Origin of the sequence: Fervidobacterium changbaicum, assembly GCF_004117075.1 — a bacterium.
Classification (GTDB): domain Bacteria; phylum Thermotogota; class Thermotogae; order Thermotogales; family Fervidobacteriaceae; genus Fervidobacterium; species Fervidobacterium islandicum.
This window is the reverse complement of sequence record NZ_CP026721.1, coordinates 936101-958259: the sequence shown is the minus strand read 5'-3', so window position 1 is coordinate 958259 and position 22159 is coordinate 936101. Positions and strand designations below refer to the sequence as shown.

Genomic DNA, 22159 nt, shown 5'->3' with positions numbered 1-22159 from the left:
CAAATCAGAGGCTTGGGGAAACCTGAGCCTCTGGTTTTTATTTTCAGCAGTTGACATTTATTATAAAGTCTCCATGGAAATAGTGCTTTCTCTGGCTTTTGAAAAGAGATGTTGTGGTATAATACTTAAGAATTCGGTTTGCATTTTAGAAATAGCGGAGGGAGTTTTATGGATAGGGGTGCAAAAGATCGAAAAAAGATCTCTCTTTTTCTTTTCTTGCTACTTGTTGTATTGAATGCAGACCAGATGGTAATGAGTCCTGTGATTGGAATGATAGAGAAAGAATTCAATATCACGGATTCACACATAGGACTCATCGGAGGAGTCTTTAGTATTGTTGGTGCACTCATCAGCTTGATCTGGGGATATTTAACAGACAAGTACAGTAGAAAATGGTTACTGATAGGCTCAATCCTTGTTGGTGAAGTTCCTTGTTTGCTAACTGCTATTTCCGGTTCTTACGGCGAACTGTTCTTTTGGCGAGTTTTAACAGGAATTGGAATTGGTGCTTCATTCCCAATATCTTATTCACTTGTCGGGGACCTTTATGGTCATAGGGAAAGAGGTAAGATAGTATCTGTATTAGGGCTTGCCTCAACTGTCGGAAGTATAGTAGGAATGCTTGTAGCAGGTTACACTGCCAATATTTTTGGATGGAGGATACCGTTCATACTCGTTTCCGCTCCAAATCTTCTTTTGATACCTTTAATAATCAACGTGCTCCAAGAACCAAGACGTGGTGCGAGCGAAGAAGGTTTCTCTGAGACACAAGCGGATTATTCTTATACCATAAAGCTTTCGGATTATACTCAGCTTGTAAAAATCAAAACAAACCTTCTACTTTTTCTGCAAGGTATCGCAGGTACAATACCCTGGGGTGCTATTCCCTATTTCATGATAGAATTCTTCAGGCGTGAAAAGTCCATGGATTTAAACCAAGCAACGACGATGTTCCTGCTTTTTGCACTTGGAAGTATCGCTGGTAATATCGCAGGAGGTTTTATTGGTGAGAAGATTTATAGGCGCTCAAAGAAATTGGTTCCGCTTGTCTCTGCAATAACGACGATATTGGGTGTTTTTCTAACAGTGAGTGTTTTTAGGTACTCGTACACATCTAACACATCTAATAGCTTGTTAGGGTTCTTAACATTTGGAATGCTTGGATTCATCGCTGCTGCAATGGATTCGTACACTGGTCCGAATGTGAAAATGATGTTGCTGAATGTGAATGAACCAAAGGACCGTGGCCGAATCTTCTCGATATTTAATCTAACGGATTCAGTTGGTACTGGAATCGGAAGGTTCGTTGGTGGTTCGTTATCTGTTACTTTGGGAACTTTGGGAGCAGCGTTGGAAATCACAGCGTACTTTTGGCTTGTTTGTGGTTTCCTACTCATGCTTTCTGCGTGGTATTTTGAGGTAGAAGTAGAGGCACTCAATAAAAAGATGAGGGAACTTGCTATGGAAATGGCAAGTCAAACGCTTGATGCGAACAGTTCTTCGGAAGGAATGAAGGAATAAAAACAAAAAAATGGCGGAGGCGGTGGGACTCGAACCCACACGGTGGTTTGACCACCACCGATTTTCAAGACCGGCTCCTTAGCCAGTTCGGACACGCCTCCGTCCAGCACGAAAGATTATACAACAACTCTTTGATATCGTCAATAGCCATGCTGCACAGGTTGTGATAAAAGGTGAGAAGGAGGTATAAAGATGAAAGAACTCAGGGAACTAAGCAAGTACCTAAAAAGGAAGATAACTGGTAAAACACTATACGCTCTACCGCGTCAGTGGATTATTTCAAATTACCCTGGAAAGCTTTCCATAAAGGACGGTAGGTATTTTGTTGACCCTTATGAGTACTACTCAATAGTTATCGACACTATATTGGAACACGATAAGGGTTTGGATTATTCGAAATCACTTGCGCTCTTAAACGGCGAAAAAGATGCGAGTTGGCTAAGAAAAGCAAAAATGTACGGTGCTCTGCCAAGGGCAACGGTTGCATACAACCACAAAGGGTTCGGTGCATTTGAACCAGAAGACATCTTTGGATATCGGGAATCAGGAACATTTCTCAAAATGATAGGCCTTTTGCCTTATCTAAAACAGATGGGTATAAACGTACTCTACATGCTTCCTATTTCTAAGATGAGCGATGTTTTCAAAAAAGGAGAGGTTGGCTCTCCTTACGCGGTGAAAAACCCTGTAGAACTTGATGAAAGCTATGCGGATCCACTTCTTGATGGAATAAAATTAGAAGAACAATTCAAAGCTTTGATTCAAGCTGCTCATGTGCTTGGAATAAGGGTGGTCTTGGATTTCATCCCGCGTACAGCCGCAAGGGATAGTGACTTGATAAAATCTCATCCAGACTGGTTCTACTGGATAAAGATAGAAGAGGCAGCGAGTTACAGACCACCACACATACCACAACTCCCGTTTAAAATTCCAGACACAGAAGACTTAGAGATAATCTACTCATCGGAAGAGGTGAAAACACACCTTTCAAAATTCACCTTGTCTCCCGATAAGATCGATAAAGAAAAGTGGGAAAAAGTCAAGAAGATGGAAGGCGATATACTTTCAAATATAGCTAAAGAATTTGGAATCATCACCCCTCCCGGTTTCTCCGACTGGGTTAACGATCCACAACCAACGTGGGATGATGTGACGTTTCTGAGGTTGTATCTCGACCATCCGGAGGCGAGCGCAAGATATGTGAGTAAAGACCAACCACCTTATATTTTGTTTGATGTTATAAAGTCAAGCAAATTCCCTGGCAAAAAGCCCAATAAAAAGCTCTGGGAGTACATAGCGAATATCATACCAACCTATCAGAAAAAGTACGGTATCGATGGTGCAAGGATAGATATGGGGCATGCATTACCATCTCAGCTTCAAGATATGATAATTTCAGCTGCCAGAGAAATCGACCCAGCTTTTGGATTTATCGCAGAAGAGCTGGAAATGAAAAACGACAAGAAAGCTAAGTTGGAAGGGTACGACTGCATACTTGGTAATAGCTGGTATGCAGCAGCAAGACCTTCGGAATTGTACAAATTTATCGAAGAAATAACGCCTAACCTCGAGGTTCCGTATATAGCATCGTGTGAAACCCCGGATACACCAAGAATTGTGGCAAGAGAAAACGGAAGTAAATTAAAGTACCTTGCACCAGCACTATTGTACCTATCACCGAACTCAATAGCATATATAAACTCAGGTCAAGAAATAGAGGAAATTCAACCCATGAACTTAGGTCTTGATAACACCATATATGGAAAAACTGTCTTGCCACCTGATGACCAATTTTACGGAAAACTTGCGTTCTTTGACTACTATGCTTTGCACTGGGAGAATTCAAAAGATGATATGTTCAATTTCCTCAAATGGGTTTTGACTATACGTGATGAGATAGCTGACTTTATGGATTCGGAGTTTAGATACGTGTATCTGAACTACCAGGATGGGACAACCGCAAACTACAGTTATTGGAAAGACGACAAAGGAGTAATAGTTCTTGGAAACTTGGACTTCGCTCATGAAAAGTACATCGAAATCTTGGTAAATGAAACCGTTGGTAGAAATATAGAAATAAGAAGTGTTACAATCGCAACAAGACATGGGAAAAGGAAAATGACGTACGGTATAGGAAACACCATACCTGTAAACCTGATGGCTGGCGATTTTGTGATTCTGTTTGTCAATTGGGAATAGTGTTCTAAACTACCACTTTCAACATGTTGGCGCGCTCAGATGAGCGCGCTTTTTTTATTGTATAGCTCGCTACACGTACAAACCAACTTGGAGTTTCTGAGCGGTAAAATAAGATAAAGATCTTAATCAAATTCAGCACGAAGACAAATTAGGTTGTACAAATTTTAATTTATGATAAAATTTAATATTGAAGCTGCAAAAGGAGGGAAAGCTTATGAAAGTGAGTATTTACGGAGCCGGAAGGGTTGGTGTAAGTGTTGCTTTTTCACTTTTGCACTATTCAATAGTGGATAAGATTGTTATGGTGGACATAGACAAGAACAGAAGTATTGGTGAAGCGATGGATCTTCTACATGCTTCTGGAGTTTTCAAGTATTGCAATATATACGCAGGTGATCCATCAGATATCATAGATAGCGATTTTGTTGTGATAACTGCTGGACGAGCACAAAGACCAGGTGAAACAAGATTGGACTTGTTGATTGACAATGTGAAAATCATAAAGTCTATCTCAGAAGATATAAAAAAGTACGCTAAGGACAGTATCGTAATTAATATAACTAATCCGGTAGATGTACTAACGTACTTAATATGGGAGTTCACTGAATTCGACCCCAGAAAGATCATTGGAACTGGGACGACGCTTGATACTCTTAGACTACGGACTTTGTTAGCTCAGCAATGTGGAGTTTCATCCGCCAGTATCCATGCTTACATCATCGGCGAACACGGTGATAGTGAGTTCATGCCATTATCTAGTGCAACAATCGGCGGAGTTTTGTTAAGAGATTACTGCGCAGACTGTGATATGAAAGCCGAAGGTTCATCAACTTGTTTGGACTTCGAAAAGATAGTTGAGGAAGTAAGAACTGCTGCTTACAAAATTATCGAGAAGAAAGGGGCTACAAATCTGGCAATTGGTGCCATAACAGCAAAACTAATAGATAGTATTTGGAAAAACGAAAAGAGGGTTTGGACACCTTCAGTGCTTATCGATGACGTGTACATCGGGTTCCCTGCAGTTTTAGGTCGAAACGGGGTAGAAAAGATTGTAAAGCTGAAATTAGTCGATGAAGAGCAGGAATTGCTTGAACACTCCAAAAGCGTTATCAGAAAGGCTATTGAAGAAATTAAGAAAGTCTTAGAGACGAAAAATTCACCCCTTGACAGAATTAGTGGTACATAGTAAAATGTGTATCGCTTGACGGCAAAGAATTAGTGGGTGCGTAGCTCAGTGGGAGAGCGCTTCCTTGACGCGGAAGAGGTCGTAGGTTCAATCCCTGCCGCACCCACCAGTTTTTTATGGAACTACAAGCTAAAGCAAAGCGCTGGGGCGTCGTCTAATTGGCAGGACCCTGGACTTTGGCTCCAGTTGTGTAGGTTCGAGTCCTACCGCCCCAGCCAAATTGCAGAAAGTCTAAAGAAAAAGCCGGGCGCGTTTGCGCCCTTTATTTTGGATTTTGTAAATGGCTTAAGTGTGCTTAATATTTTATACCCTTATCAGAAACGCCCGACTGAGTGTTCGAAACAAAAAATTCACACGGGCTTTATTGTATTTTCTAAAATAGGCGGTTATAATATCTCACGAATGTAGAGTTTGAAGGGAGGGTTAAGATGCCAACTATTAATCAGTTAGTAAGACACGGAAGGGAAAAAGTTAAGGAGAAATCCAAATCACCAGCACTCCAGGGACACCCACAGAAAAGAGGAGTTTGTGTTAGGGTTTCTACAATGACCCCAAAGAAACCAAACTCCGCTTTGAGAAAGATTGCAAAAGTAAGACTTTCAAACGGTATCGAAGTCACGGCATACATCCCAGGTATTGGACACAATCTTCAGGAACACTCAATCGTTCTCGTCAGAGGCGGAAGGGTTAAGGACTTACCAGGTGTTAGATACAAGATCATCCGCGGAACCCTTGACGCAGCTGGTGTTGAGAACAGACGCCAGAGCAGGAGTAAGTACGGTGCAAAGAGGCCAAAAGCAGGCGCAGCTGCTGCAGCAAAGGGTAAGAAATAAGGAGGGAATTAGATGAGGCGAAGAAGAGCCGAGGTTAGGGTAGTCCCACCAGACCCAGTCTACGGAGAAGTTCTTGTGACTAAGATGATTAACAAAGTTATGTGGGATGGGAAAAAGTCGATTGCTCAGAAAATAGTTTACGGAGCTATCGAAATACTCGAGCAGAAGACAGGAAAAAGCGGAATAGAAGTTTTCAAGCAAGCGGTAGAGAACGTTAAACCAATTGTAGAAGTTAGACCGAGAAGGGTTGGCGGTGCAACGTACCAAGTTCCTGTCGAAGTTCAGGAACCAAGGAAAACAGCTCTTGCCATCAGATGGATCGTCGATGCAGCAAGAGCAAAGAAAGGTAAGCCAATGAAAGAAAAACTCGCTGAAGAGCTTCTAAATGCATATAACAACACAGGTACAGCTATTAAGAAGAGAGACGACGTCCACAAGATGGCTGAAGCAAACAGGGCGTTTGCGCACTTCAGATGGTAATTTGAAAAACAAAACAGGAAAGTGCCTTCGAGGAGGAAACTATGGAAGAGATAAAGGCTTTATATGTTGACTTGGATAAGCTTAGAAACATTGGAATAATGGCTCATATCGACGCTGGTAAGACAACAACTACCGAGCGTATCCTGTTTTTCACTGGAAGAAAGCACACCATCGGAAGTGTTGATGATGGAACAGCTACGATGGACTGGATGATACAGGAAAAAGAAAGAGGTATCACAATCACCTCGGCTGCGACAACGTGCTTTTGGAAAGGTCACAGAATAAACATTATCGACACACCGGGCCACGTCGATTTCACAATTGAAGTCGAAAGGTCACTGAGAGTTCTTGACGGTGCAATAGCAGTTTTTGATGCGACCGCTGGTGTTGAACCACAGTCTGAAACGGTTTGGAGACAGGCTGATAAATACAACGTTCCAAGAATTGCGTTCATGAACAAGATGGATAAAACAGGTGCAGACTTTGAAATGGCCGTCCAGACCATGGTTGAAAGACTCAGTGCTCATCCAATTCCAGTCCAGATACCGATGGGTGCGGAAAGCGATTTTAAAGGTATTATTGACCTGATTCAGATGAAGGCCATCAGGTGGTTGAACCCAGAAGGAACTGAGTATGTCTATGAAGATATACCTGAAGAATGGCTCGAAAAGGCTGAAGAAGCAAGAGAGGATATGATTGAAAAAATAGCCGAAGTAGACGACGAAATCATGATGCTTTATCTTGAAGGTGAAGAACCAACGGAAGAGCAGATCCACGATGCACTGAGGAGAATTACAATAGGAAATCTAGGAACACCGGTATTCTGCGGTTCAGCAAAGATGAACGTTGGAATTCAACCACTTCTGGATGGTGTTATCAGGTATCTTCCATCCCCACTCGATTTACCACCTGTCAGGGGATTTGACAAGAACGGAAACGAAGTTCAGGTATTTCCAAAAGAAGATGCACCCTTTGTTGCTTATGCTTTCAAGATACAGACAGATCCGTATGTTGGTAAGCTCACGTTCTTGAGAGTCTACAGCGGACGCTTGGAAAAGGGAAGCTACGTTATTAACACCACAAAAGGTGTGAAGGAACGTGTCTCAAGGTTGATATTCCTGCATGCTGATAAACGAGAGGATGTTGAATACGTTAGGGCAGGAGACATCGTTGGCGTTATAGGAATGAAGAGCACGATAACAGGCGACACGGTTTGTGAAGAAGGTACACACGTCATCCTTGAGAAGATGGAGTTCCCAGAACCAGTTATATCTATTGCGATTGAACCAGAAACAAAGGATGATGAAACGAAACTTTCAAAAGCCTTACAGGCTCTTCTTGAAGAAGATCCATCGCTTAGAGCGTACGTCGACCAAGAAACCGGAGAAACAATTCTTGCTGGTATGGGCGAGCTCCACTTGGAAATCATAGTTGACAGACTTAAGAGAGAGTTCAACGTAAACGTCAGAGTTGGCAAACCACAAGTGGCCTACAGAGAAACAATAACCAGACCAGTCAAAGCGGAAGGTAAGTACATTAGGCAGAGTGGTGGTAGAGGTCAGTACGGACATGTCATCGTTGAATTCGAGCCATTAAGTCTTGATAAGACATTTGAGTTTGAAGATAGAACAGTTGGCGGTGTTATACCGAAACAGTACATACCGGCAATTGAAGAAGGTATCAGGGAAGCCATGCAGGTTGGAGTTTTGGCAGGTTACCCAGTTGTCGGAGTAAAGGCTACCCTCGTCGATGGTTCATACCACGAAGTCGACTCATCCGAAATGGCGTTCAAAATAGCTGCAAGCATGGCATTTAAGGAAGCGATGGAAAAAGGCAGTCCCGTTCTTCTGGAACCAATAATGAAAGTTGAAGTAACCACACCAGAAGAATACATGGGTAACATCATTGCAGACTTGAACTCCAGAAGAGCGCACATCGAGGCGCTTGAAAACAGAGGACACTTGAGAATTGTAAGGGCACTTGTGCCGCTAAGTGAAATGTTTGGCTACGCTACAACGCTGAGGTCACTTTCTCAAGGAAGAGCAAATTATGTAATGGTACTTTCCCACTACGACAAAGTGCCTGACAAGGTTGCTGAAAAGATATTGAAAGGTGCTTAATACCGATATCAATAAAAAAACAAAAACTATACTCCACCATAGGTGAAGAAGGAGGGTCAAAGGTATGGCAAAGGAAAAATTTGTAAGAACCAAACCTCACATGAACGTTGGTACGATCGGACACATCGACCACGGTAAGACAACACTTACAGCAGCTATTACAAAGTACTGTTCGTTCTTCGGATGGGCAGACTACACACCATACGAAATGATTGACAAAGCACCGGAAGAAAGGGCAAGAGGTATCACCATCAACATCACACACGTTGAATACCAGACAGAAAAGAGACACTACGCACACATCGACTGTCCAGGTCACGCTGACTACATTAAGAACATGATCACTGGTGCAGCTCAGATGGACGGTGCAATCCTTGTCGTTGCTGCAACAGATGGTCCAATGCCACAAACAAGGGAACACGTTCTTCTTGCAAGACAGGTTAACGTTCCAGCAATGATAGTTTTCATTAACAAAGTTGATATGGTTGATGACCCAGAACTTGTTGATCTTGTTGAAATGGAAGTCAGAGACCTCCTCAGCAAATACGAATTCCCTGGTGACGAAGTTCCAGTAGTTAGAGGATCAGCTCTCAAAGCGATAGAAGCACCAAACGACCCGAACGACCCAGCATACAAACCAATCAAAGAACTCCTTGACGCAATGGATACATACTTCCCGGATCCAGTTCGTGAAGTTGACAAACCATTCCTTATGCCAATTGAAGACGTCTTCTCCATCACTGGTAGGGGTACGGTTGTCACTGGAAGAATCGAACGTGGTGTAATCAAACCAGGCGTTGAAGCAGAAATCATCGGTATGAGCTACGAAATTAAAAAGACAGTTATCACAAGTGTTGAAATGTTCAGAAAAGAACTCGATGAAGCAATCGCTGGTGACAACGTTGGATGTCTGCTCAGAGGTATCGACAAGGACGAGGTTGAAAGAGGACAAGTTCTTGCAAAACCAGGCTCCATTACACCTCACAAGAAGTTCAAAGCAAACATCTACGTTTTGAAGAAAGAAGAAGGTGGACGCCACACGCCATTCACAAAAGGTTACAAACCACAGTTCTACATCAGAACAGCAGACGTTACAGGTGAAATCGTTGACCTTCCAGCTGGAGTCGAAATGGTCATGCCCGGTGATAACGTCGAAATGACAATTGAACTCATCTACCCAGTTGCTATCGAAAAAGGTATGAGGTTCGCAGTTCGTGAAGGTGGAAGAACGGTTGGCGCAGGTGTCGTTTCCGAAATAATTGAGTAATTTATGAACTTTAAGACGCGATCAGGTGAATACTTTTTTTGCTCTTTGACAAAACGGTAATCGGGGGGGTTCCCCCCCTTTTCTAAGAAGGAGGGTAAGACATGCCAGGACAGAAAATTAGAATCAGACTAAGGGCATATGACCATAGATTATTGGATGAATCAGCAAAGAAGATAGTGGAAGTAGCTAAGCAGACGAATGCAAAGGTTTCAGGTCCAATTCCACTACCAACGGAAAGAACACTCTACGTTGTTCTTAGGTCACCGTTAAAGCACAAAGACTCACGTGAGCAATTCGAAAAGAAAATACACAAGAGACTTATAGATATCATTGATCCAAACTCAAAAACGATTGACGCTCTGATGAAGATAAACCTTCCAGCAGGTGTCGACGTTGAAATCAATCTGTGAGTCCTCGGAGGTGTTTTGTGATGAAATTTATAATTGCTAGAAAAGTTGGAATGACCCGCTTGTGGAAAGATGATAAGGTTGTTCCTGTTACGGTTCTTAAAGCTGGTCCATGCGTTGTTGTCCAAAAAAAGACAGCTGATAAAGACGGATACAATGCAGTCCAATTGGGATTCGAGGAAGTAAATGAGAAGAGACTTACAAAGCCACTTCTTGGAGTGTTCAAAAAGGCTAACGTAAAACCTATGAGAGTTTTAAAAGAATTTAGGGTTGACAGTGTAGACGAATACTCCGTTGGACAAGAAATCACAGTTGCAATTTTCCAAGAAGGCGATAAAATTGACATTACGGGATGGACAAAAGGTAGAGGTTACACTGGCGCAATGAAAAGATGGAACTTCCAAGGTGGTCCGAAATCGCACGGTGCGAAATTCCACCGAGAGCTTGGTTCTGTTGGTCAGCACACCGAACCAGCAAGAATTTTCAAAGGCAAGAAGATGCCTGGAAGATACGGAAACGAAAGGGTAACAGTACTCAATTCGGAAGTTGTGAAAGTCGATCCAGAAAATAACCTTATAGCAGTTAAGGGTGGAGTGCCAGGAGCGAGGGGCAGCCTTGTTCTCATCAGAAGCGCTGTGAAAGTAGACAAGTAATTTTTTCTTCGAAGGATTTCTTGAAAAAAAGCTTGGCGCTTTCTGATGCAGTACAAAGGACGTGCTCCGAAAACGGAGTAAGGGAGGAAGAAGAACATGGCACATGTGGCACTTTTGAATATCAAAGGTGAGAAGATCGGAACGATTGAGGTTAGCGACGAAGTTTTTAACATTGAACCGAACCTCGATGTTATGTGGCGTTACATCGATATGCAGCTCACAAACGCAAGGTCAGGAACGGCATCGACAAAGACAAGAGGAGAAGTTTCTGGTGGTGGAAGGAAACCGTGGCCACAGAAACACACCGGTAGAGCAAGGCAAGGCTCGATAAGGGCTATTCACTGGAGACACGGTGGTGTTGCGCACGGTCCAAAACCAAGAAAGTTCTTGAAGAGATTGAATAAGAAAATGAAGAGGTTAGCACTGAAATCAGCGCTCTCTGTGAGATTCCAGGAAGGCAACCTTATAGTTGTGAGCGATATACGATTTGATAAGCCTCAAACAAAACAGATGAGAGAAGTTTTGAAGGCTCTCGGAATCGCTGACGAAAAGGTTCTTTTCGTTCTTCCAAAGAAAGAAGATTCCTACGTAAACGTTAAGCTTTCCGGAAGAAACATACCCGGTGTAAAGGTTATCATTGCTGACAACCCGAACAACAACGACGGAAATAACATTGACGGATTGAACGTTTACGATATCATCAACGCGTCAAAGGTTGTCCTTACGGAGGGCACCGTTCGCAAAATTGAGGAGGTGCTCGGAAAATGAGGAAAGAATACTCAGATGTCATCATCAGGCCGATTATCAGTGAAAAATCGATGAATCTACGTGCTGAAAGAGAATACGTTTTCGAAGTGGACAAGAATGCAAACAAGAAACAGATAAAAGAAGCTGTTGAAAAACTTTTCAACGTTAAGGTAGAGCGTGTGAACACACTTATCGTGAAGCCGAAGCCAAAAAGAGACCTCAGAAGAGGCTATATGGCGAGAGAAGGACATACAAAAGAATGGAAAAAGGCCATAGTCAAATTAGCAGAAGGCTACACGATTAAAGAACTCCAAGCGTAAGGGGTGAATAACAATGGGTCTTAAAAGATTCAAGCCAACAACTCCAGGTAGAAGATTCATGGTCATACCAGACTTTTCGGAGATCACAAAAACAGAACCCGAAAAGTCGTTAATTGTTCCTCTTAAGAAGACAGGAGGAAGGAACCACCACGGTAGAATAACCGTTAGGTTCAGAGGTGGTGGCCACAAGAGGCTCTACAGAATAGTTGACTTTAGAAGATGGGAAAAAGAAAATATCCCCGCGAAGGTTGCAGCTATAGAGTACGATCCTAACAGGACTGCAAGAATTGCGTTACTTGTTTACGCTGATGGTGAAAAAAGGTATATCCTTGCTCCAAACGGTTTGAACGTTGGAGACACAGTAATGGCTGGACCAAACGCGGAAATTAAGCCCGGTAACGCGCTTCCACTTGAGAACATACCAGTTGGTACAATTGTGCACAGCATTGAATTCTATCCACGCGGTGGTGCCAAGATTGCAAGAAGTGCCGGTGTTTCCTGCCAGCTCATGGCAAAAGAAGGGGACTACGCACTTCTTAGGATGCCATCTGGTGAACTCAGAAAAGTTCACGTTAGATGCTATGCAACCGTTGGTGTTGTAGGTAACGAAGACCACAAAAACGAAGTGTCCGGTAAAGCTGGTAGGGAAAGATGGAAGGGTAGAAGGCCACACGTACGTGGTGTTGTCATGAACCCAGTTGACCACCCACATGGTGGTGGAGAAGGTAGAGGTAAAGGTCACCATCCACAGAGTCCATGGGGCGTTCCGGCAAAGGGTTACAAGACCAGAAGAGGTAAGAGGCCAAGCGACAAATTCATTGTGAGAAGAAGGAATGCTTAATAAGCAGTGTTGAGTAGCCAATCAGGAGGTGTAATAAATGAGCCGTTCCAGTAAAAAGGGACCTTACGTTGATCCGAAACTGTTAAAGAAAATAAGGATGCTTAACGAAACTGGTGAGAAGAAGATAATCAAAACATGGAGTAGAGCAAGCACAATCGTTCCGGAAATGGTTGGTCACACGATAGCTGTATACAACGGAATGAAACATATACCAGTCTACATAACGGAGAATATGGTAGGACATAAGCTTGGCGAGTTTTCATTCACCAGGAGATTCGGAGGACACACAAACAAATCTGCTAAAAAAGGTGAGGTCAAGAAATAAGGAGGGAGTATATAATGCAACCCATCGTCAAAAGAGAGGGACTCAAAAGGTCCAAGTTCCATGCGAGACGCAAAGAAGTTCTTGCTACTTTACCAAAGTATGAAGCACGTGCTGTTGCGAGGTTTGTCCGCATATCTCCAAGGAAGGCAAGAGCTGTCATCAACTCCATAAGGGGTAAGAATGTTTCAGAAGCGTATACAATTCTTGAATTTTTGCCTAAAAAGGCTGCACGACTCGTATATAATGTGCTAAAATCTGCAGTAGCGAATGCAACAAATAACTTTGGACTTTCCGAGGACAATCTTTACATTGCTGAGTGCTATGTGAACGATGGACCAAGAATGAAGAGAGTATGGCCACGCGGAAGAGGAAGAGCGGACATCATTCAAAAAAGGATGTCCCATATAACTGTTGTTGTTAGAGACAGGGAAAAAGAAAAAGAACAGAAAGAAAATGCAAAATAATACAAAAACATGCTTGTGAGGTGATATAGGTGGGTCAAAAAGTTCATCCGAAGGGTTTTAGGCTTGGATTAACAACAGACTGGGATGCACAGTGGTTCAATGAAAAGAAATACAGCGAATACCTACTTGAAGACGAGGCTATAAGAGACTTCATAAAGAAGACCTACAACCAGGCAGGTATAGCAAGAGTGTTCATCCAAAGACCAGACGCCGAAAGAGTATTGGTTACAATCCACGCGGCAAGACCTGGAATACTCATAGGAAGGAAAGGTGCCGGTATAACGGAACTAAGACAAGCTCTTGAGGGCAAATTCAACAGGAAGTTCGGTGTTGATATAGTTGAAGTGAAAACGCCTGAGACCGAGGCAAGCCTTGTGGCAGAGTCCATAGCACAGAAAATTGAAAAGAGGGCTTCCTATAAGATTGTTATGAAAAGAGCAATTGCTGCGGCAATGAGAAGGGGAGCAAAAGGAATCAAGATAATGGTAGCCGGTAGGCTTGCTGGAGCTGAAATCGCAAGAACGGAATGGTACCTGAAAGGAAGACTCCCACTTCAAACTTTAAGAGCCGTTATAGACTACTCAACAGCAAGAGCAGAAACAAAATACGGAACCATCGGTGTAAAAGTTTGGATATACAAAGGCGATGCAAATATATAACAGTCAGAAGCATTTGCCTGCGATTGACTCGAGAGCATGACACGATATAGCGTAAAAGGAGGTTAGCAAAACCATGTTGATGCCGAAAAGAGTAAAATACAGAAAACAGCAGAGAGGCCGAACAAAGGGCGATGCAAAAGGCGGAGCATTGGTCGCATTTGGTGAATACGGCCTTAAGGCATTAGAACCGGCTTGGATCACAGCACAACAGATAGAAGCATGTAGGTTGGCTATAACAAGGACACTTAAGAAAGAAGGAAAACTTTGGATAAAAATATTCCCAGACAAATCTTATACAAAACATCCACCTGAAACGAAGCTTGGAAAGGGAAAGGGTAACGTCGAAGGATGGGTTGCAGTAGTGAAACCAGGAAAGGTTATGTTTGAAATCGGTGGTGTGGACGAAGAGACAGCTATTAGAGCGCTCGAATATGCGGCGACAAAGCTCCCGATAAAGACAAAAATAGTCACGAGACATCACATAGGTGGTGAAGCAGTATGAAACCTGTGGAAATTAGAAATATGAGTAATGAAGAATTGTTAAAGCTACTTGAAGAAAAGAAAAGAACGCTCATGAACTTGAGATTTCAGAACGCGATGGGAGAACTCAGAGATTTCAGCTTGATTCAGAAGACAAAAAGAGACATTGCACGAATCAAGACAATCCTTCGCGAACGTGAACTTGGTATAAGGAGGTAATCCACATGCCTAAGAAAAGATTCATCGGAGTTGTTGTAAGCGATAAAATGGATAAGACAGTAACAGTTAAAGTTGAAAGACTCGTTAAACATCCAAAGTTCGGAAAGTACGTTAAGAGGTCCAAGAAATTCTACGCACACGATGAAAACAACGCCTGCAGAGTCGGAGATGTTGTTGAAATCGAAGAATCAAGACCCCTTAGCAAACTTAAGAGATGGGTTGTTGTAAGAATTGTCGAAAGATCGAAACTTGGAGAAACGCCTGAGACAGAGGTATTAGACACAGACCTAGTTGAAGGGGGTAGTGAACAATGATACAAAACGAAAGCTACCTCGTAGCGGCGGACAATTCCGGTGCTAAGGTTTTAAGGGTTATAAGAGTGCTTGGAGGCTCACACAAGAAATACGGAACAGTTGGAGATATAGTCGTTTGCAGCGTTAGAGAAGCTGTTCCAAACACTGACATTAAAAAAGGTGACGTTGTTAAAGCAGTTATAGTAAGAACGAAAAAAGAAATTAGAAGACCAGACGGAAGCTACATAAGGTTCGATGACAACGCAGCAGTTGTACTTGATAAGTTCAATCAACCAAAAGGAACACGTGTCTTTGGGCCAGTGGCAAGGGAACTTAGAGAAAAAGGTTTCATGAAAATCGTATCTCTTGCTCCAGAAGTATGGTAAGGGGTGGTAATCGATGGCACAGAAGATTAAAAAAGGCGATACAGTCCAGGTTATTTCTGGAAGGGACAAAGGTAAAAGAGGAGAGGTTATCCAGGTTCTCCCAAAGGAACAAAAATTGCTTGTCAGAGGAGTTAATGTAGTAAAGAGACACCAAAGACCAACAGGACAATTGAGACAAGGCGGAATCATCGAGAAAGAATCACCACTTTACTGGTCAAAAGTTATGCTCGTGTGTCCTAGCTGTGACAAGCCAACAAGAGTTGGATTTAAAGTACTAGAAGACGGTTCAAAGGTGAGATTCTGCAAGAAATGCGGAGAAATCATAGATAAGAAGTAAGGAGGAGTAAAAAATGGCCTACGAATACGTACCGCTGAAAGATAAATACCTTAAAGAAGTGGTACCGACGTTAATGAAAGAGTTTGGATACAAGAACATCCACGAGGTTCCGAGACTTGTAAAAGTTGTCATCAACATGGGTGTTGGTGAAGGTGCCAGAAACAAGGATGTTATTGAGTCACACGCAAGAGAACTCTCATTAATTACCGGTCAAAAACCCCTTATTACAAGAGCAAAGAAGAGTATATCAAACTTCAAAATCAGAAAAGGCATGACAATCGGTGTCAAAGTAACGCTCAGAGGACCAAGAATGTACAATTTCGTTTACAAGCTTGTCAACCTTGTCCTTCCAAAAGTTAGGGACTTCAGAGGACTCAATCCGAACTCATTTGATGGAAAAGGAAACTATAGCTTTGGTTTAACAGAACAACTTGTCTTCCCAGAAATTTCGCCAGACCAGATCAAGAGAATTCAGGGAATGGATATCATAATTGTTACGACGGCAAAGAAAGACGAGGAAGCAAGGAGGTTATTAGAATTACTCGGCTTCCCGTTCAGAAAACAGTAATTTCAGTAGAAAAGTAGTTCAACGTGAGGAGGGAATATTAAATGGCGAAGAAATCAATGGTCGAAAGATGGAAAAAGCCGAAAAAGTACAAAGTAAGAGAATACACAAGGTGCCACATTTGTGGAAGAGTACATTCAGTTTATAGAGAATTTGGAATATGCAGAGTTTGCTTCAGAAGACTCGCTAACGAGGGAAAACTCCCGGGCGTTAGGAAAGCAAGCTGGTAATCGTGGAGGTGTTAACCGTGTGGAGCGACCCAATAGCTGACATGCTTACAAGAATTAGAAATGCAAACCTTGTTTTCAAAGATCAAGTAGATGTTCCTGCTTCAAATTTGAAAAAGGCGATAGCAGATATTTTGGCAAGAGAAGGATTCATAAAAGGATATACGTACATTGAAGATGGAAAGCAGGGAATACTCAGAATCCAGATGAAGTACAAAGGATCCAGAAAGAACAAAGAAAGAGTAATTCACGGAATTGTTCGCGTATCAAAACCAGGAAGAAGGATATACGTAGGCAAGAACAATCTTCCAAGAGTGAAGAATGGTTTAGGAATTGCGATAATCTCAACATCCAAAGGTGTGCTCACCGACAAAGAAGCAGCAGAACTTGGAGTCGGTGGAGAAGTTATCGCCTATATCTGGTAAGGAGGTGCAGCCTATGTCTCGTATTGCGAAAAAGCCCGTCGTACTTCCATCGAACGTTCAATTAACAATCACCGACTCTGAAATAAAAGTAAAGGGTCCGAAAGGCGAGTTGAAACTCGCAGCTCATCCCTATGTAAATATCAAAATTGAAGGAAATGAAGTATGGTTCTCACCAAATCTTGAGATTGCAAAAAGGAAAGCAGACGAAAGAAAGTTCAAAGCGATGGTTGGTACATATTGGAGACTTGTAAGGAACATGGTGATAGGTGTTACTGAAGGATTCAAAAAAGAGCTTGAAATCGTTGGTGTTGGTTACAGGGCTCAGCTTCAGGGAAACAAGCTCGTTATGAACCTTGGTTATGCGCACCCCGTAGAAATGGAAATACCTGCCGATGTAAAGGTTGAAGTACCAGCACCGAACAAAATCATCGTCAGCGGTATTGATAAACAGAGAGTAGGACAATTCGCAGCTGACATCAGAAGATGGAGAGAACCGAACCCGTACAGTGGCAAGGGTATTAAGTATGTAGACGAGGTCATCAGACTCAAAGAAGGAAAGAAAGCATAAGGGGGTATAAAACGTGATTAAGAGAGAAGATCGCAAGAAATTGAGACTTATCAGGCATAGAAGAATAAGAAAGAAGATATTTGGAACGCCCGAAAGACCAAGACTCGCCGTTTACAGAAGTGAGAAGCACATCTATGCACAGATAATAGATGACATTGCTGGAAGAACGCTCGTCGCAGCATCCACTGTCGAGAAGGATATAAAGGAAAAGGTTAAGAAGACGTGGAACGTAGCAGCAGCTAAAGAGGTCGGAAAGATTATAGCCGAAAGAGCGCTGGCAAAAGGTATAACTACCGTTGTTTTTGACCGCGGTGGATTCAAGTACCACGGAAGAATTAAGGCTCTTGCGGATGCTGCAAGAGAAGCTGGATTGAAATTCTAATTGTATAGGTTAGGAGGTGCTCACAGTGTCAGAAATTACAGAAAAGATAAAACAATCTGCTGAAACATTTGAAGAAAGAATAATAGAAATCAGAAGAACAACAAAGGTTACAAAAGGTGGTAAGAACCTTTCATTCAGAGTTCTTGCTGTTGTTGGTAACAGGGAAGGTAAAGTAGGTGTTGGAGTAGGAAAAGCAAGAGAAGTGCCAGATGCAATTAGAAAGGCACTCGTCAGCGCAAGAAGGAATATCATCGATGTACCTGTAGTGAAAGGAACAATTCCTCACGAAGTAATTGGTAGACAAGATGCAGCAAAAATACTTATGAAGCCAGCTGCACCCGGTACTGGTATCATCGCAAATGGTACGGTCCGTGCTATTCTTGAACTGGCTGGTGTTCAAAACGTTTTGACAAAGGCTATGGGTTCAACAAACCCAGTTGTTATGGCTCAGGCAACGATTAATGGTATTAAGAACCTCTATCCAATTGAAAAGATAGCAGCGCTAAGAGATATAACCCCTGCTCAAGTAGTTCGCGGAGTAAAAAAGGAGGGCTAAGATATGAAAAAGCTGAAAATTACGCTTGTGAGAAGTCCAATTGGATACAAATACGACCAAAAAGATACGGTCAGAAGACTTGGTTTGAGAAAAATGCACCAGACGGTAATTAAAGATGATACTCCGCAGATAAGAGGTATGGTTGAAAAGGTAAAGCACCTTCTTAAGGTTGAAGAGATTGAAGAATAAAAATAAGGAGGGAATCAGAAATGCCTGAAATTCTAACTATAGACCAGCTCAGACCAACACCAGGTTCAAATAAGAAATTCAAACGTCTTGGGAGAGGTCAGGGTTCAGGAAAGGGTAAAACGGCAGGTAAAGGACACAAAGGTCAGAAGGCAAGAGGAAAAGGTAAAGTTAGTCCATGGTTGGAAGGTGGTCAGACACCATTACACAGAAGACTTCCAAAGTTTGGATTTAAGAACTTCGCTAAGAAGGTCTATGCAGTTGTTAATCTTGACACACTTGAAGAAAAATTCGAAAGCAACGATGTAGTAACTCCAGAAGTTCTTTTGGAAAGAGGCATAATTGACAAATTGTACGATGGTGTCAAGATACTTGCAAGAGGGGAAATAACCAAGCCACTTGTGGTTAAGGCACACAAATTCAGTGAAAAGGCGAAAGAGAAGATAGAAAAAGTCGGCGGTAAAATAGAGGTGATCTAATAATGTGGAAAGCGCTGCGCAATGCGATGAAGATTCCAGAGGTTCGGGATAGGGTTATCTTTACATTCTTAATGTTACTTGTTTTCAGGTTGGGAATTTACGTTCCAGTTCCTGGTATAAACATCAAAGCTTGGGGGGAAGCGCTTTCCAAGCAGGGCACCGGCCTTGCCGGTGGCGTTCTTAGTTTCTATGACGTTTTCACCGGTGGTGCATTCAGCCGATTCTCAGTATTCTCAATGAGCGTTACACCGTATATCAACGCATCGATTATCATGCAGTTACTTGCTTCCATCATTCCTTCACTCAAAGAACTTTTAAAAGAGGGAGAAGAGGGAAGGAAGAAATTCCAGCACTACACAAAAAACCTCACGCTTGGACTCGCAGCGCTCCAATCGTTTGTGGTTTCATTTGGTTTGGCAAACAGTTATCAAGGTATAATAGCTGTTAACAGATGGTTATTCTCATTTGTTTCAACGGTATCTCTTGTTGCTGGAACGATGTTCCTTCTTTGGATAGGTGACAGGATCACGGAAAAAGGTATCGGAAATGGTGTAAGTATACTCATTTTCGCAGGTATCGTTTCAAGGTACCCGGCTTACTTCAGGACTGCTGTTCTTGGCAATCTCAACATCTTCGGTTGGATTTTCCTCATCGCTGTTGCGATATTCATGGTTGTTGCTATCATCTACGTTCAACAAGCTGAAAGAAGAATCAAGATCGAGTATGCGACAAGGATGGTTGGAAGAAGGATATATGGTGGAACGAGCACATACCTGCCGATAAAGGTCAACCACTCGGGAGTTATTCCAATAATCTTCGCATGGGCAATTGTCAGTATTCCTGAAGCAATCGCTCAAATAACAGGTGCTCAATGGGCAGTCAAGCTCTTCAGTATGCAGAGCCCACTTATGATAATAATCTACGCACTACTCATATTCTTCTTTACATACTTCTACAGCGTTGTAGTTATTGATCCAAAGGACATCTCGGAGAATATCAAACGTTACGGTGGATTTATCCCTGGTATCAGGGCAGGTAAGCCGACGGAAGAATACATCACTTACGTACTCAACAGGGTGACGTTCATAGGTGCTATCTTCTTGGTAGGTATTTCCCTGCTTCCGTACCTCGTTGAGGGTATAACCAGGGTAAACATCTGGCTTGGTGGGACAAGTGCGCTTATCGCTGTTGGTGTAGCACTCGATATCGCACAGCAGCTCGAAGCACACCTTATCATGAGAAACTACGAAGGATTTGTTAAGAAGGGTAAAATAGCTGGTAGGAAATAAAAGAAGGTGGAATTATGAACTTGGTCTTCTTAGGACCTCCGGGTGCGGGAAAGGGAACTTACGCGAAAAGAGTTGTGGAAAAATACAATATTCCTCACATCTCAACAGGTGATATTTTTAGAGAGGCCATAGCAAAGGGTACTGAGCTTGGGAAAAAGGTCCAAGACATTGTCAATTCAGGGAACCTCGTTCCAGACGAGCTTACGAACGCTTTAGTTGAAGAAAGATTGAAACAGCCAGATTGTGCAAACGGGTTCATTTTGGACGGTTACCCAAGAACACTAAACCAAGCCAAAGCATTGGACGAAATGCTCTCTGCTATGGGGAAAGCACTTTGCGCGGCTATATATTTCGAAATAGACGAGGAAACGGTCGTTCAGAGGATTTCAACAAGAAGAGTCTGCTCAAAGTGTGGAAAGGTTTACAATTTGATCACTTTACCACCAAAAACCGAAGGTATTTGTGACGATTGCGGTGGGCAACTCATCCAAAGAGAAGACGACAAAGAAGATGTTGTTAGAGGCAGATACAGAGTCTACATCGAAAAAACATCGCCGTTAATCGAATATTATAGAAATCAAAACAAACTTTTTACTTTGGACGGAAGAAAGAGTGTAGAAGAAGTAATGAAAATGTTGTTTAATATATTGGGTGGTATTGAAAAGAAATGATACGTGTAAAGACCAAGCACGAGATAGAAAAAATGAGAATAGCAGGTCGTGCGGTTGCAGCGGTGCTTGAGCAAGCAAGGAGATTAGTTGTTGAGGGAGCAACTGCGTACGATATAGAAATCATGGCAGAAAAGGTCATTAAGGAATATCGCTGCAAACCAGCTTTCAAGGGTTACGGTGGATATCCTTATATCACGACGGTTTCCGTAAACGAAGAGGTTATTCACGGGTTTCCCTTGAAAAGCAAGGTGTTCAAAAAAGGTGATATTGTCTCAGTAGATGTCGGGGCAATTTACGAAGGATACTATGGAGACGGGGCAGCAACGTTTATAGTTGGAACGACTGACGAGATAGGTCAAAAGCTTGTCGAGGTCACTAAAGAATCGCTAATGAGGGCAATAGAGGTTGTGAAACCTGGTATCAGATTGGGAGATGTATCTTACACCATTCAAAGCTATGTAGAAAGCAACGGATTTAACGTGGTCAGAGATTTTGTAGGACACGGAATCGGCAAGCAACTTCACGAAGATCCGCAGGTTCCAAATTATGGAAAGCCCGGCACGGGTGTAATCTTGAAGGCGGGAATGACACTTGCGATAGAACCTATGGTTACTGAAGGCGGCTGTCACGTAGTGGTTTTGGAAGATGGTTGGACGGTTGTTACCGTTGACGGTAAGAGATCAGCACATTTTGAACATTCTATTGTTGTAACCGAGAGTGGTTGTGAGGTATTAACAACTTTGTAGTTTTTTAACCAGGCGGAAAGTCTCGGAAGGCTGAGAGGTGATTTTTCTGAAAAACAAGGAAGACGTCATACGAATGGAAGGAACAATAGTTGAAGCACTACCCAACGCTATGTTCAGAGTACAGCTAGACAACGGTTTCAAGGTGTTGGCACACGTGTCTGGAAAGATGCGCAAAAATTTTATCAGGCTTGTACCAGGAGACCGTGTGGTTGTCGAACTAACGGTTTACGACCTTACACGTGGCCGAATAGTTTATCGAAAAAAGCTCGACGCTAAAGGTGAAGAAGAGATACTTGACGACGAAGAATAAATGATAATAGAACAAATT

32 protein-coding genes and 3 tRNA genes are annotated in these 22159 nt (G+C 42.5%); 34 read left to right on the top strand and 1 reads right to left on the bottom strand.

Annotated elements, in window-relative coordinates:
• Positions 1–168: 168 nt before the first annotated feature.
• Positions 169–1521, top strand: a complete 1353-nt coding sequence (locus CBS1_RS04595; protein WP_090222006.1) for an MFS transporter — start codon at positions 169–171, stop codon at positions 1519–1521.
• 11 nt (positions 1522–1532) lie between these two features.
• Here CBS1_RS04595 and CBS1_RS04590 read toward each other — a convergent pair.
• Positions 1533–1622 (bottom strand) — tRNA-Ser (locus tag CBS1_RS04590).
• 91 nt (positions 1623–1713) lie between these two features.
• On the opposite strand from CBS1_RS04590, the gene CBS1_RS04585 reads away from it, so the two are divergent.
• From CBS1_RS04585 to infA, 33 genes are all read left to right on the top strand, one after another.
• Positions 1714–3720 (top strand): alpha-amylase family glycosyl hydrolase, encoded by a 2007-nt coding sequence (locus CBS1_RS04585; RefSeq protein ID WP_090222004.1) that lies wholly within the window; start codon positions 1714–1716, stop codon positions 3718–3720.
• A gap of 214 nt (positions 3721–3934) precedes the next feature.
• The gene (locus tag CBS1_RS04580; protein ID WP_090222003.1) at positions 3935–4906 is read left to right on the top strand and encodes an L-lactate dehydrogenase; all 972 of its coding nucleotides are present in this window, start codon (positions 3935–3937) and stop codon (positions 4904–4906) included.
• Between the two features lie 34 nt (positions 4907–4940).
• Positions 4941–5015: transfer RNA gene (locus CBS1_RS04575), tRNA-Val, on the top strand.
• A 34-nt stretch (positions 5016–5049) separates the two neighbouring features.
• Positions 5050–5124: transfer RNA gene (locus CBS1_RS04570), tRNA-Gln, on the top strand.
• A 210-nt stretch (positions 5125–5334) separates the two neighbouring features.
• A complete protein-coding gene (gene rpsL / locus CBS1_RS04565) occupies positions 5335–5739 on the top strand; it encodes a 30S ribosomal protein S12 (RefSeq protein ID WP_033192029.1) in 405 nt (134 codons plus the stop codon).
• 12 nt (positions 5740–5751) lie between these two features.
• Positions 5752–6219 (top strand): 30S ribosomal protein S7, encoded by a 468-nt coding sequence (gene rpsG, locus CBS1_RS04560; protein ID WP_033192028.1) that lies wholly within the window; start codon positions 5752–5754, stop codon positions 6217–6219.
• A 41-nt stretch (positions 6220–6260) separates the two neighbouring features.
• Positions 6261–8339, top strand: coding sequence for an elongation factor G (gene fusA, locus CBS1_RS04555; protein ID WP_090222001.1), 2079 nt, complete (start codon positions 6261–6263; stop codon positions 8337–8339).
• A 64-nt stretch (positions 8340–8403) separates the two neighbouring features.
• Positions 8404–9606: an elongation factor Tu gene (gene tuf, locus CBS1_RS04550; RefSeq protein WP_090221999.1), complete on the top strand. Its 1203-nt coding sequence runs from the start codon at positions 8404–8406 to the stop codon at positions 9604–9606.
• Between the two features lie 101 nt (positions 9607–9707).
• Positions 9708–10016, top strand: a complete 309-nt coding sequence (gene rpsJ, locus CBS1_RS04545; protein WP_033192025.1) for a 30S ribosomal protein S10 — start codon at positions 9708–9710, stop codon at positions 10014–10016.
• 20 nt (positions 10017–10036) lie between these two features.
• Positions 10037–10666 (top strand): 50S ribosomal protein L3, encoded by a 630-nt coding sequence (gene rplC, locus CBS1_RS04540; protein ID WP_033192024.1) that lies wholly within the window; start codon positions 10037–10039, stop codon positions 10664–10666.
• 96 nt (positions 10667–10762) lie between these two features.
• Complete coding sequence (gene rplD / locus CBS1_RS04535) at positions 10763–11434, top strand: 50S ribosomal protein L4 (protein ID WP_033192023.1); 672 nt, start codon at positions 10763–10765, stop codon at positions 11432–11434.
• A complete protein-coding gene (gene rplW, locus CBS1_RS04530; protein WP_090221997.1) occupies positions 11431–11733 on the top strand; it encodes a 50S ribosomal protein L23 in 303 nt (100 codons plus the stop codon). Before rplD ends, rplW begins: the two co-directional genes overlap by 4 nt.
• Positions 11734–11746: 13 nt before the next feature.
• A complete protein-coding gene (gene rplB, locus CBS1_RS04525; protein WP_033192021.1) occupies positions 11747–12574 on the top strand; it encodes a 50S ribosomal protein L2 in 828 nt (275 codons plus the stop codon).
• A gap of 37 nt (positions 12575–12611) precedes the next feature.
• Positions 12612–12899 (top strand): 30S ribosomal protein S19, encoded by a 288-nt coding sequence (rpsS, locus tag CBS1_RS04520; protein WP_014451924.1) that lies wholly within the window; start codon positions 12612–12614, stop codon positions 12897–12899.
• Positions 12900–12913: 14 nt separating this feature from the next.
• Positions 12914–13363, top strand: a complete 450-nt coding sequence (gene rplV / locus CBS1_RS04515; RefSeq protein WP_090221996.1) for a 50S ribosomal protein L22 — start codon at positions 12914–12916, stop codon at positions 13361–13363.
• A gap of 29 nt (positions 13364–13392) precedes the next feature.
• Positions 13393–14022 carry a 30S ribosomal protein S3 gene (rpsC, locus tag CBS1_RS04510; protein ID WP_033192019.1) on the top strand — a complete coding sequence of 210 codons (630 nt, stop codon included), beginning with the start codon at positions 13393–13395 and terminating at the stop codon, positions 14020–14022.
• Between the two features lie 73 nt (positions 14023–14095).
• On the top strand, positions 14096–14524 hold the full coding sequence (gene rplP / locus CBS1_RS04505) for a 50S ribosomal protein L16 (RefSeq protein ID WP_029683948.1): 429 nt from the start codon (positions 14096–14098) through the stop codon (positions 14522–14524).
• Complete coding sequence (gene rpmC, locus CBS1_RS04500; RefSeq protein WP_014451920.1) at positions 14521–14721, top strand: 50S ribosomal protein L29; 201 nt, start codon at positions 14521–14523, stop codon at positions 14719–14721. Before rplP ends, rpmC begins: the two co-directional genes overlap by 4 nt.
• A 5-nt stretch (positions 14722–14726) precedes the next feature.
• Positions 14727–15035 carry a 30S ribosomal protein S17 gene (gene rpsQ, locus CBS1_RS04495; protein ID WP_033192018.1) on the top strand — a complete coding sequence of 103 codons (309 nt, stop codon included), beginning with the start codon at positions 14727–14729 and terminating at the stop codon, positions 15033–15035.
• Complete coding sequence (gene rplN / locus CBS1_RS04490; RefSeq protein WP_033192017.1) at positions 15032–15400, top strand: 50S ribosomal protein L14; 369 nt, start codon at positions 15032–15034, stop codon at positions 15398–15400. Before rpsQ ends, rplN begins: the two co-directional genes overlap by 4 nt.
• A 13-nt stretch (positions 15401–15413) precedes the next feature.
• On the top strand, positions 15414–15737 hold the full coding sequence (gene rplX / locus CBS1_RS04485; RefSeq protein ID WP_033192016.1) for a 50S ribosomal protein L24: 324 nt from the start codon (positions 15414–15416) through the stop codon (positions 15735–15737).
• A gap of 13 nt (positions 15738–15750) precedes the next feature.
• Positions 15751–16305, top strand: a complete 555-nt coding sequence (gene rplE, locus CBS1_RS04480) for a 50S ribosomal protein L5 (protein WP_033192015.1) — start codon at positions 15751–15753, stop codon at positions 16303–16305.
• A 41-nt stretch (positions 16306–16346) separates the two neighbouring features.
• The gene (locus CBS1_RS04475) at positions 16347–16532 is read left to right on the top strand and encodes a type Z 30S ribosomal protein S14 (protein ID WP_029683944.1); all 186 of its coding nucleotides are present in this window, start codon (positions 16347–16349) and stop codon (positions 16530–16532) included.
• A 17-nt stretch (positions 16533–16549) separates the two neighbouring features.
• A complete protein-coding gene (gene rpsH, locus CBS1_RS04470; protein WP_033192014.1) occupies positions 16550–16954 on the top strand; it encodes a 30S ribosomal protein S8 in 405 nt (134 codons plus the stop codon).
• Positions 16955–16967: 13 nt separating this feature from the next.
• Entirely contained in the window at positions 16968–17522 is a 555-nt protein-coding gene (gene rplF, locus CBS1_RS04465) for a 50S ribosomal protein L6 (RefSeq protein ID WP_033192013.1), read from the top strand.
• Positions 17523–17535: 13 nt separating this feature from the next.
• Positions 17536–17904, top strand: coding sequence for a 50S ribosomal protein L18 (gene rplR / locus CBS1_RS04460; RefSeq protein WP_033192012.1), 369 nt, complete (start codon positions 17536–17538; stop codon positions 17902–17904).
• Positions 17905–17929: 25 nt separating this feature from the next.
• Entirely contained in the window at positions 17930–18460 is a 531-nt protein-coding gene (gene rpsE, locus CBS1_RS04455; protein WP_033192011.1) for a 30S ribosomal protein S5, read from the top strand.
• Between the two features lie 3 nt (positions 18461–18463).
• Positions 18464–18649 (top strand): 50S ribosomal protein L30, encoded by a 186-nt coding sequence (gene rpmD / locus CBS1_RS04450; RefSeq protein ID WP_014451910.1) that lies wholly within the window; start codon positions 18464–18466, stop codon positions 18647–18649.
• 20 nt (positions 18650–18669) lie between these two features.
• Positions 18670–19125 carry a 50S ribosomal protein L15 gene (rplO, locus tag CBS1_RS04445; protein WP_033192010.1) on the top strand — a complete coding sequence of 152 codons (456 nt, stop codon included), beginning with the start codon at positions 18670–18672 and terminating at the stop codon, positions 19123–19125.
• 2 nt (positions 19126–19127) lie between these two features.
• Positions 19128–20414 carry a preprotein translocase subunit SecY gene (gene secY, locus CBS1_RS04440; protein WP_033192009.1) on the top strand — a complete coding sequence of 429 codons (1287 nt, stop codon included), beginning with the start codon at positions 19128–19130 and terminating at the stop codon, positions 20412–20414.
• A gap of 14 nt (positions 20415–20428) precedes the next feature.
• Positions 20429–21085 carry an adenylate kinase gene (locus CBS1_RS04435; RefSeq protein WP_090221994.1) on the top strand — a complete coding sequence of 219 codons (657 nt, stop codon included), beginning with the start codon at positions 20429–20431 and terminating at the stop codon, positions 21083–21085.
• A complete protein-coding gene (map, locus tag CBS1_RS04430) occupies positions 21082–21831 on the top strand; it encodes a type I methionyl aminopeptidase (protein WP_090221993.1) in 750 nt (249 codons plus the stop codon). Before CBS1_RS04435 ends, map begins: the two co-directional genes overlap by 4 nt.
• Before the next feature lie 46 nt (positions 21832–21877).
• Positions 21878–22141, top strand: coding sequence for a translation initiation factor IF-1 (gene infA, locus CBS1_RS04425; protein ID WP_084384125.1), 264 nt, complete (start codon positions 21878–21880; stop codon positions 22139–22141).
• Positions 22142–22159: the final 18 nt, after the last annotated feature.

Excerpts from the sequence above, each read along its gene's own strand:
- map (WP_090221993.1), top strand. The coding sequence starts at position 21,082 with ATGATACGTGTAAAGACCAAGCACGAGATAGAAAAAATGAGAATAGCA.
- fusA (WP_090222001.1), top strand. The coding sequence starts at position 6,261 with ATGGAAGAGATAAAGGCTTTATATGTTGACTTGGATAAGCTTAGAAAC.
- CBS1_RS04595 (WP_090222006.1), top strand. The coding sequence starts at position 169 with ATGGATAGGGGTGCAAAAGATCGAAAAAAGATCTCTCTTTTTCTTTTC.
- rpmD (WP_014451910.1), top strand. The coding sequence starts at position 18,464 with ATGAAAAAGCTGAAAATTACGCTTGTGAGAAGTCCAATTGGATACAAA.
- rplV (WP_090221996.1), top strand. The coding sequence starts at position 12,914 with ATGCAACCCATCGTCAAAAGAGAGGGACTCAAAAGGTCCAAGTTCCAT.
- rplN (WP_033192017.1), top strand. The coding sequence starts at position 15,032 with ATGATACAAAACGAAAGCTACCTCGTAGCGGCGGACAATTCCGGTGCT.
- rpmC (WP_014451920.1), top strand. The coding sequence starts at position 14,521 with ATGAAACCTGTGGAAATTAGAAATATGAGTAATGAAGAATTGTTAAAG.
- rplP (WP_029683948.1), top strand. The coding sequence starts at position 14,096 with ATGTTGATGCCGAAAAGAGTAAAATACAGAAAACAGCAGAGAGGCCGA.
- secY (WP_033192009.1), top strand. The coding sequence starts at position 19,128 with ATGTGGAAAGCGCTGCGCAATGCGATGAAGATTCCAGAGGTTCGGGAT.
- rplE (WP_033192015.1), top strand. The coding sequence starts at position 15,751 with ATGGCCTACGAATACGTACCGCTGAAAGATAAATACCTTAAAGAAGTG.
- rpsL (WP_033192029.1), top strand. The coding sequence starts at position 5,335 with ATGCCAACTATTAATCAGTTAGTAAGACACGGAAGGGAAAAAGTTAAG.
- rplO (WP_033192010.1), top strand. The coding sequence starts at position 18,670 with ATGCCTGAAATTCTAACTATAGACCAGCTCAGACCAACACCAGGTTCA.
- rpsS (WP_014451924.1), top strand. The coding sequence starts at position 12,612 with ATGAGCCGTTCCAGTAAAAAGGGACCTTACGTTGATCCGAAACTGTTA.
- rpsQ (WP_033192018.1), top strand. The coding sequence starts at position 14,727 with ATGCCTAAGAAAAGATTCATCGGAGTTGTTGTAAGCGATAAAATGGAT.
- rplF (WP_033192013.1), top strand. The coding sequence starts at position 16,968 with ATGTCTCGTATTGCGAAAAAGCCCGTCGTACTTCCATCGAACGTTCAA.
- CBS1_RS04580 (WP_090222003.1), top strand. The coding sequence starts at position 3,935 with ATGAAAGTGAGTATTTACGGAGCCGGAAGGGTTGGTGTAAGTGTTGCT.
- rplC (WP_033192024.1), top strand. The coding sequence starts at position 10,037 with ATGAAATTTATAATTGCTAGAAAAGTTGGAATGACCCGCTTGTGGAAA.
- tuf (WP_090221999.1), top strand. The coding sequence starts at position 8,404 with ATGGCAAAGGAAAAATTTGTAAGAACCAAACCTCACATGAACGTTGGT.
- CBS1_RS04585 (WP_090222004.1), top strand. The coding sequence starts at position 1,714 with ATGAAAGAACTCAGGGAACTAAGCAAGTACCTAAAAAGGAAGATAACT.
- rplX (WP_033192016.1), top strand. The coding sequence starts at position 15,414 with ATGGCACAGAAGATTAAAAAAGGCGATACAGTCCAGGTTATTTCTGGA.
- rpsJ (WP_033192025.1), top strand. The coding sequence starts at position 9,708 with ATGCCAGGACAGAAAATTAGAATCAGACTAAGGGCATATGACCATAGA.
- rplW (WP_090221997.1), top strand. The coding sequence starts at position 11,431 with ATGAGGAAAGAATACTCAGATGTCATCATCAGGCCGATTATCAGTGAA.
- rplB (WP_033192021.1), top strand. The coding sequence starts at position 11,747 with ATGGGTCTTAAAAGATTCAAGCCAACAACTCCAGGTAGAAGATTCATG.
- rpsG (WP_033192028.1), top strand. The coding sequence starts at position 5,752 with ATGAGGCGAAGAAGAGCCGAGGTTAGGGTAGTCCCACCAGACCCAGTC.
- rplD (WP_033192023.1), top strand. The coding sequence starts at position 10,763 with ATGGCACATGTGGCACTTTTGAATATCAAAGGTGAGAAGATCGGAACG.
- CBS1_RS04475 (WP_029683944.1), top strand. The coding sequence starts at position 16,347 with ATGGCGAAGAAATCAATGGTCGAAAGATGGAAAAAGCCGAAAAAGTAC.
- CBS1_RS04435 (WP_090221994.1), top strand. The coding sequence starts at position 20,429 with ATGAACTTGGTCTTCTTAGGACCTCCGGGTGCGGGAAAGGGAACTTAC.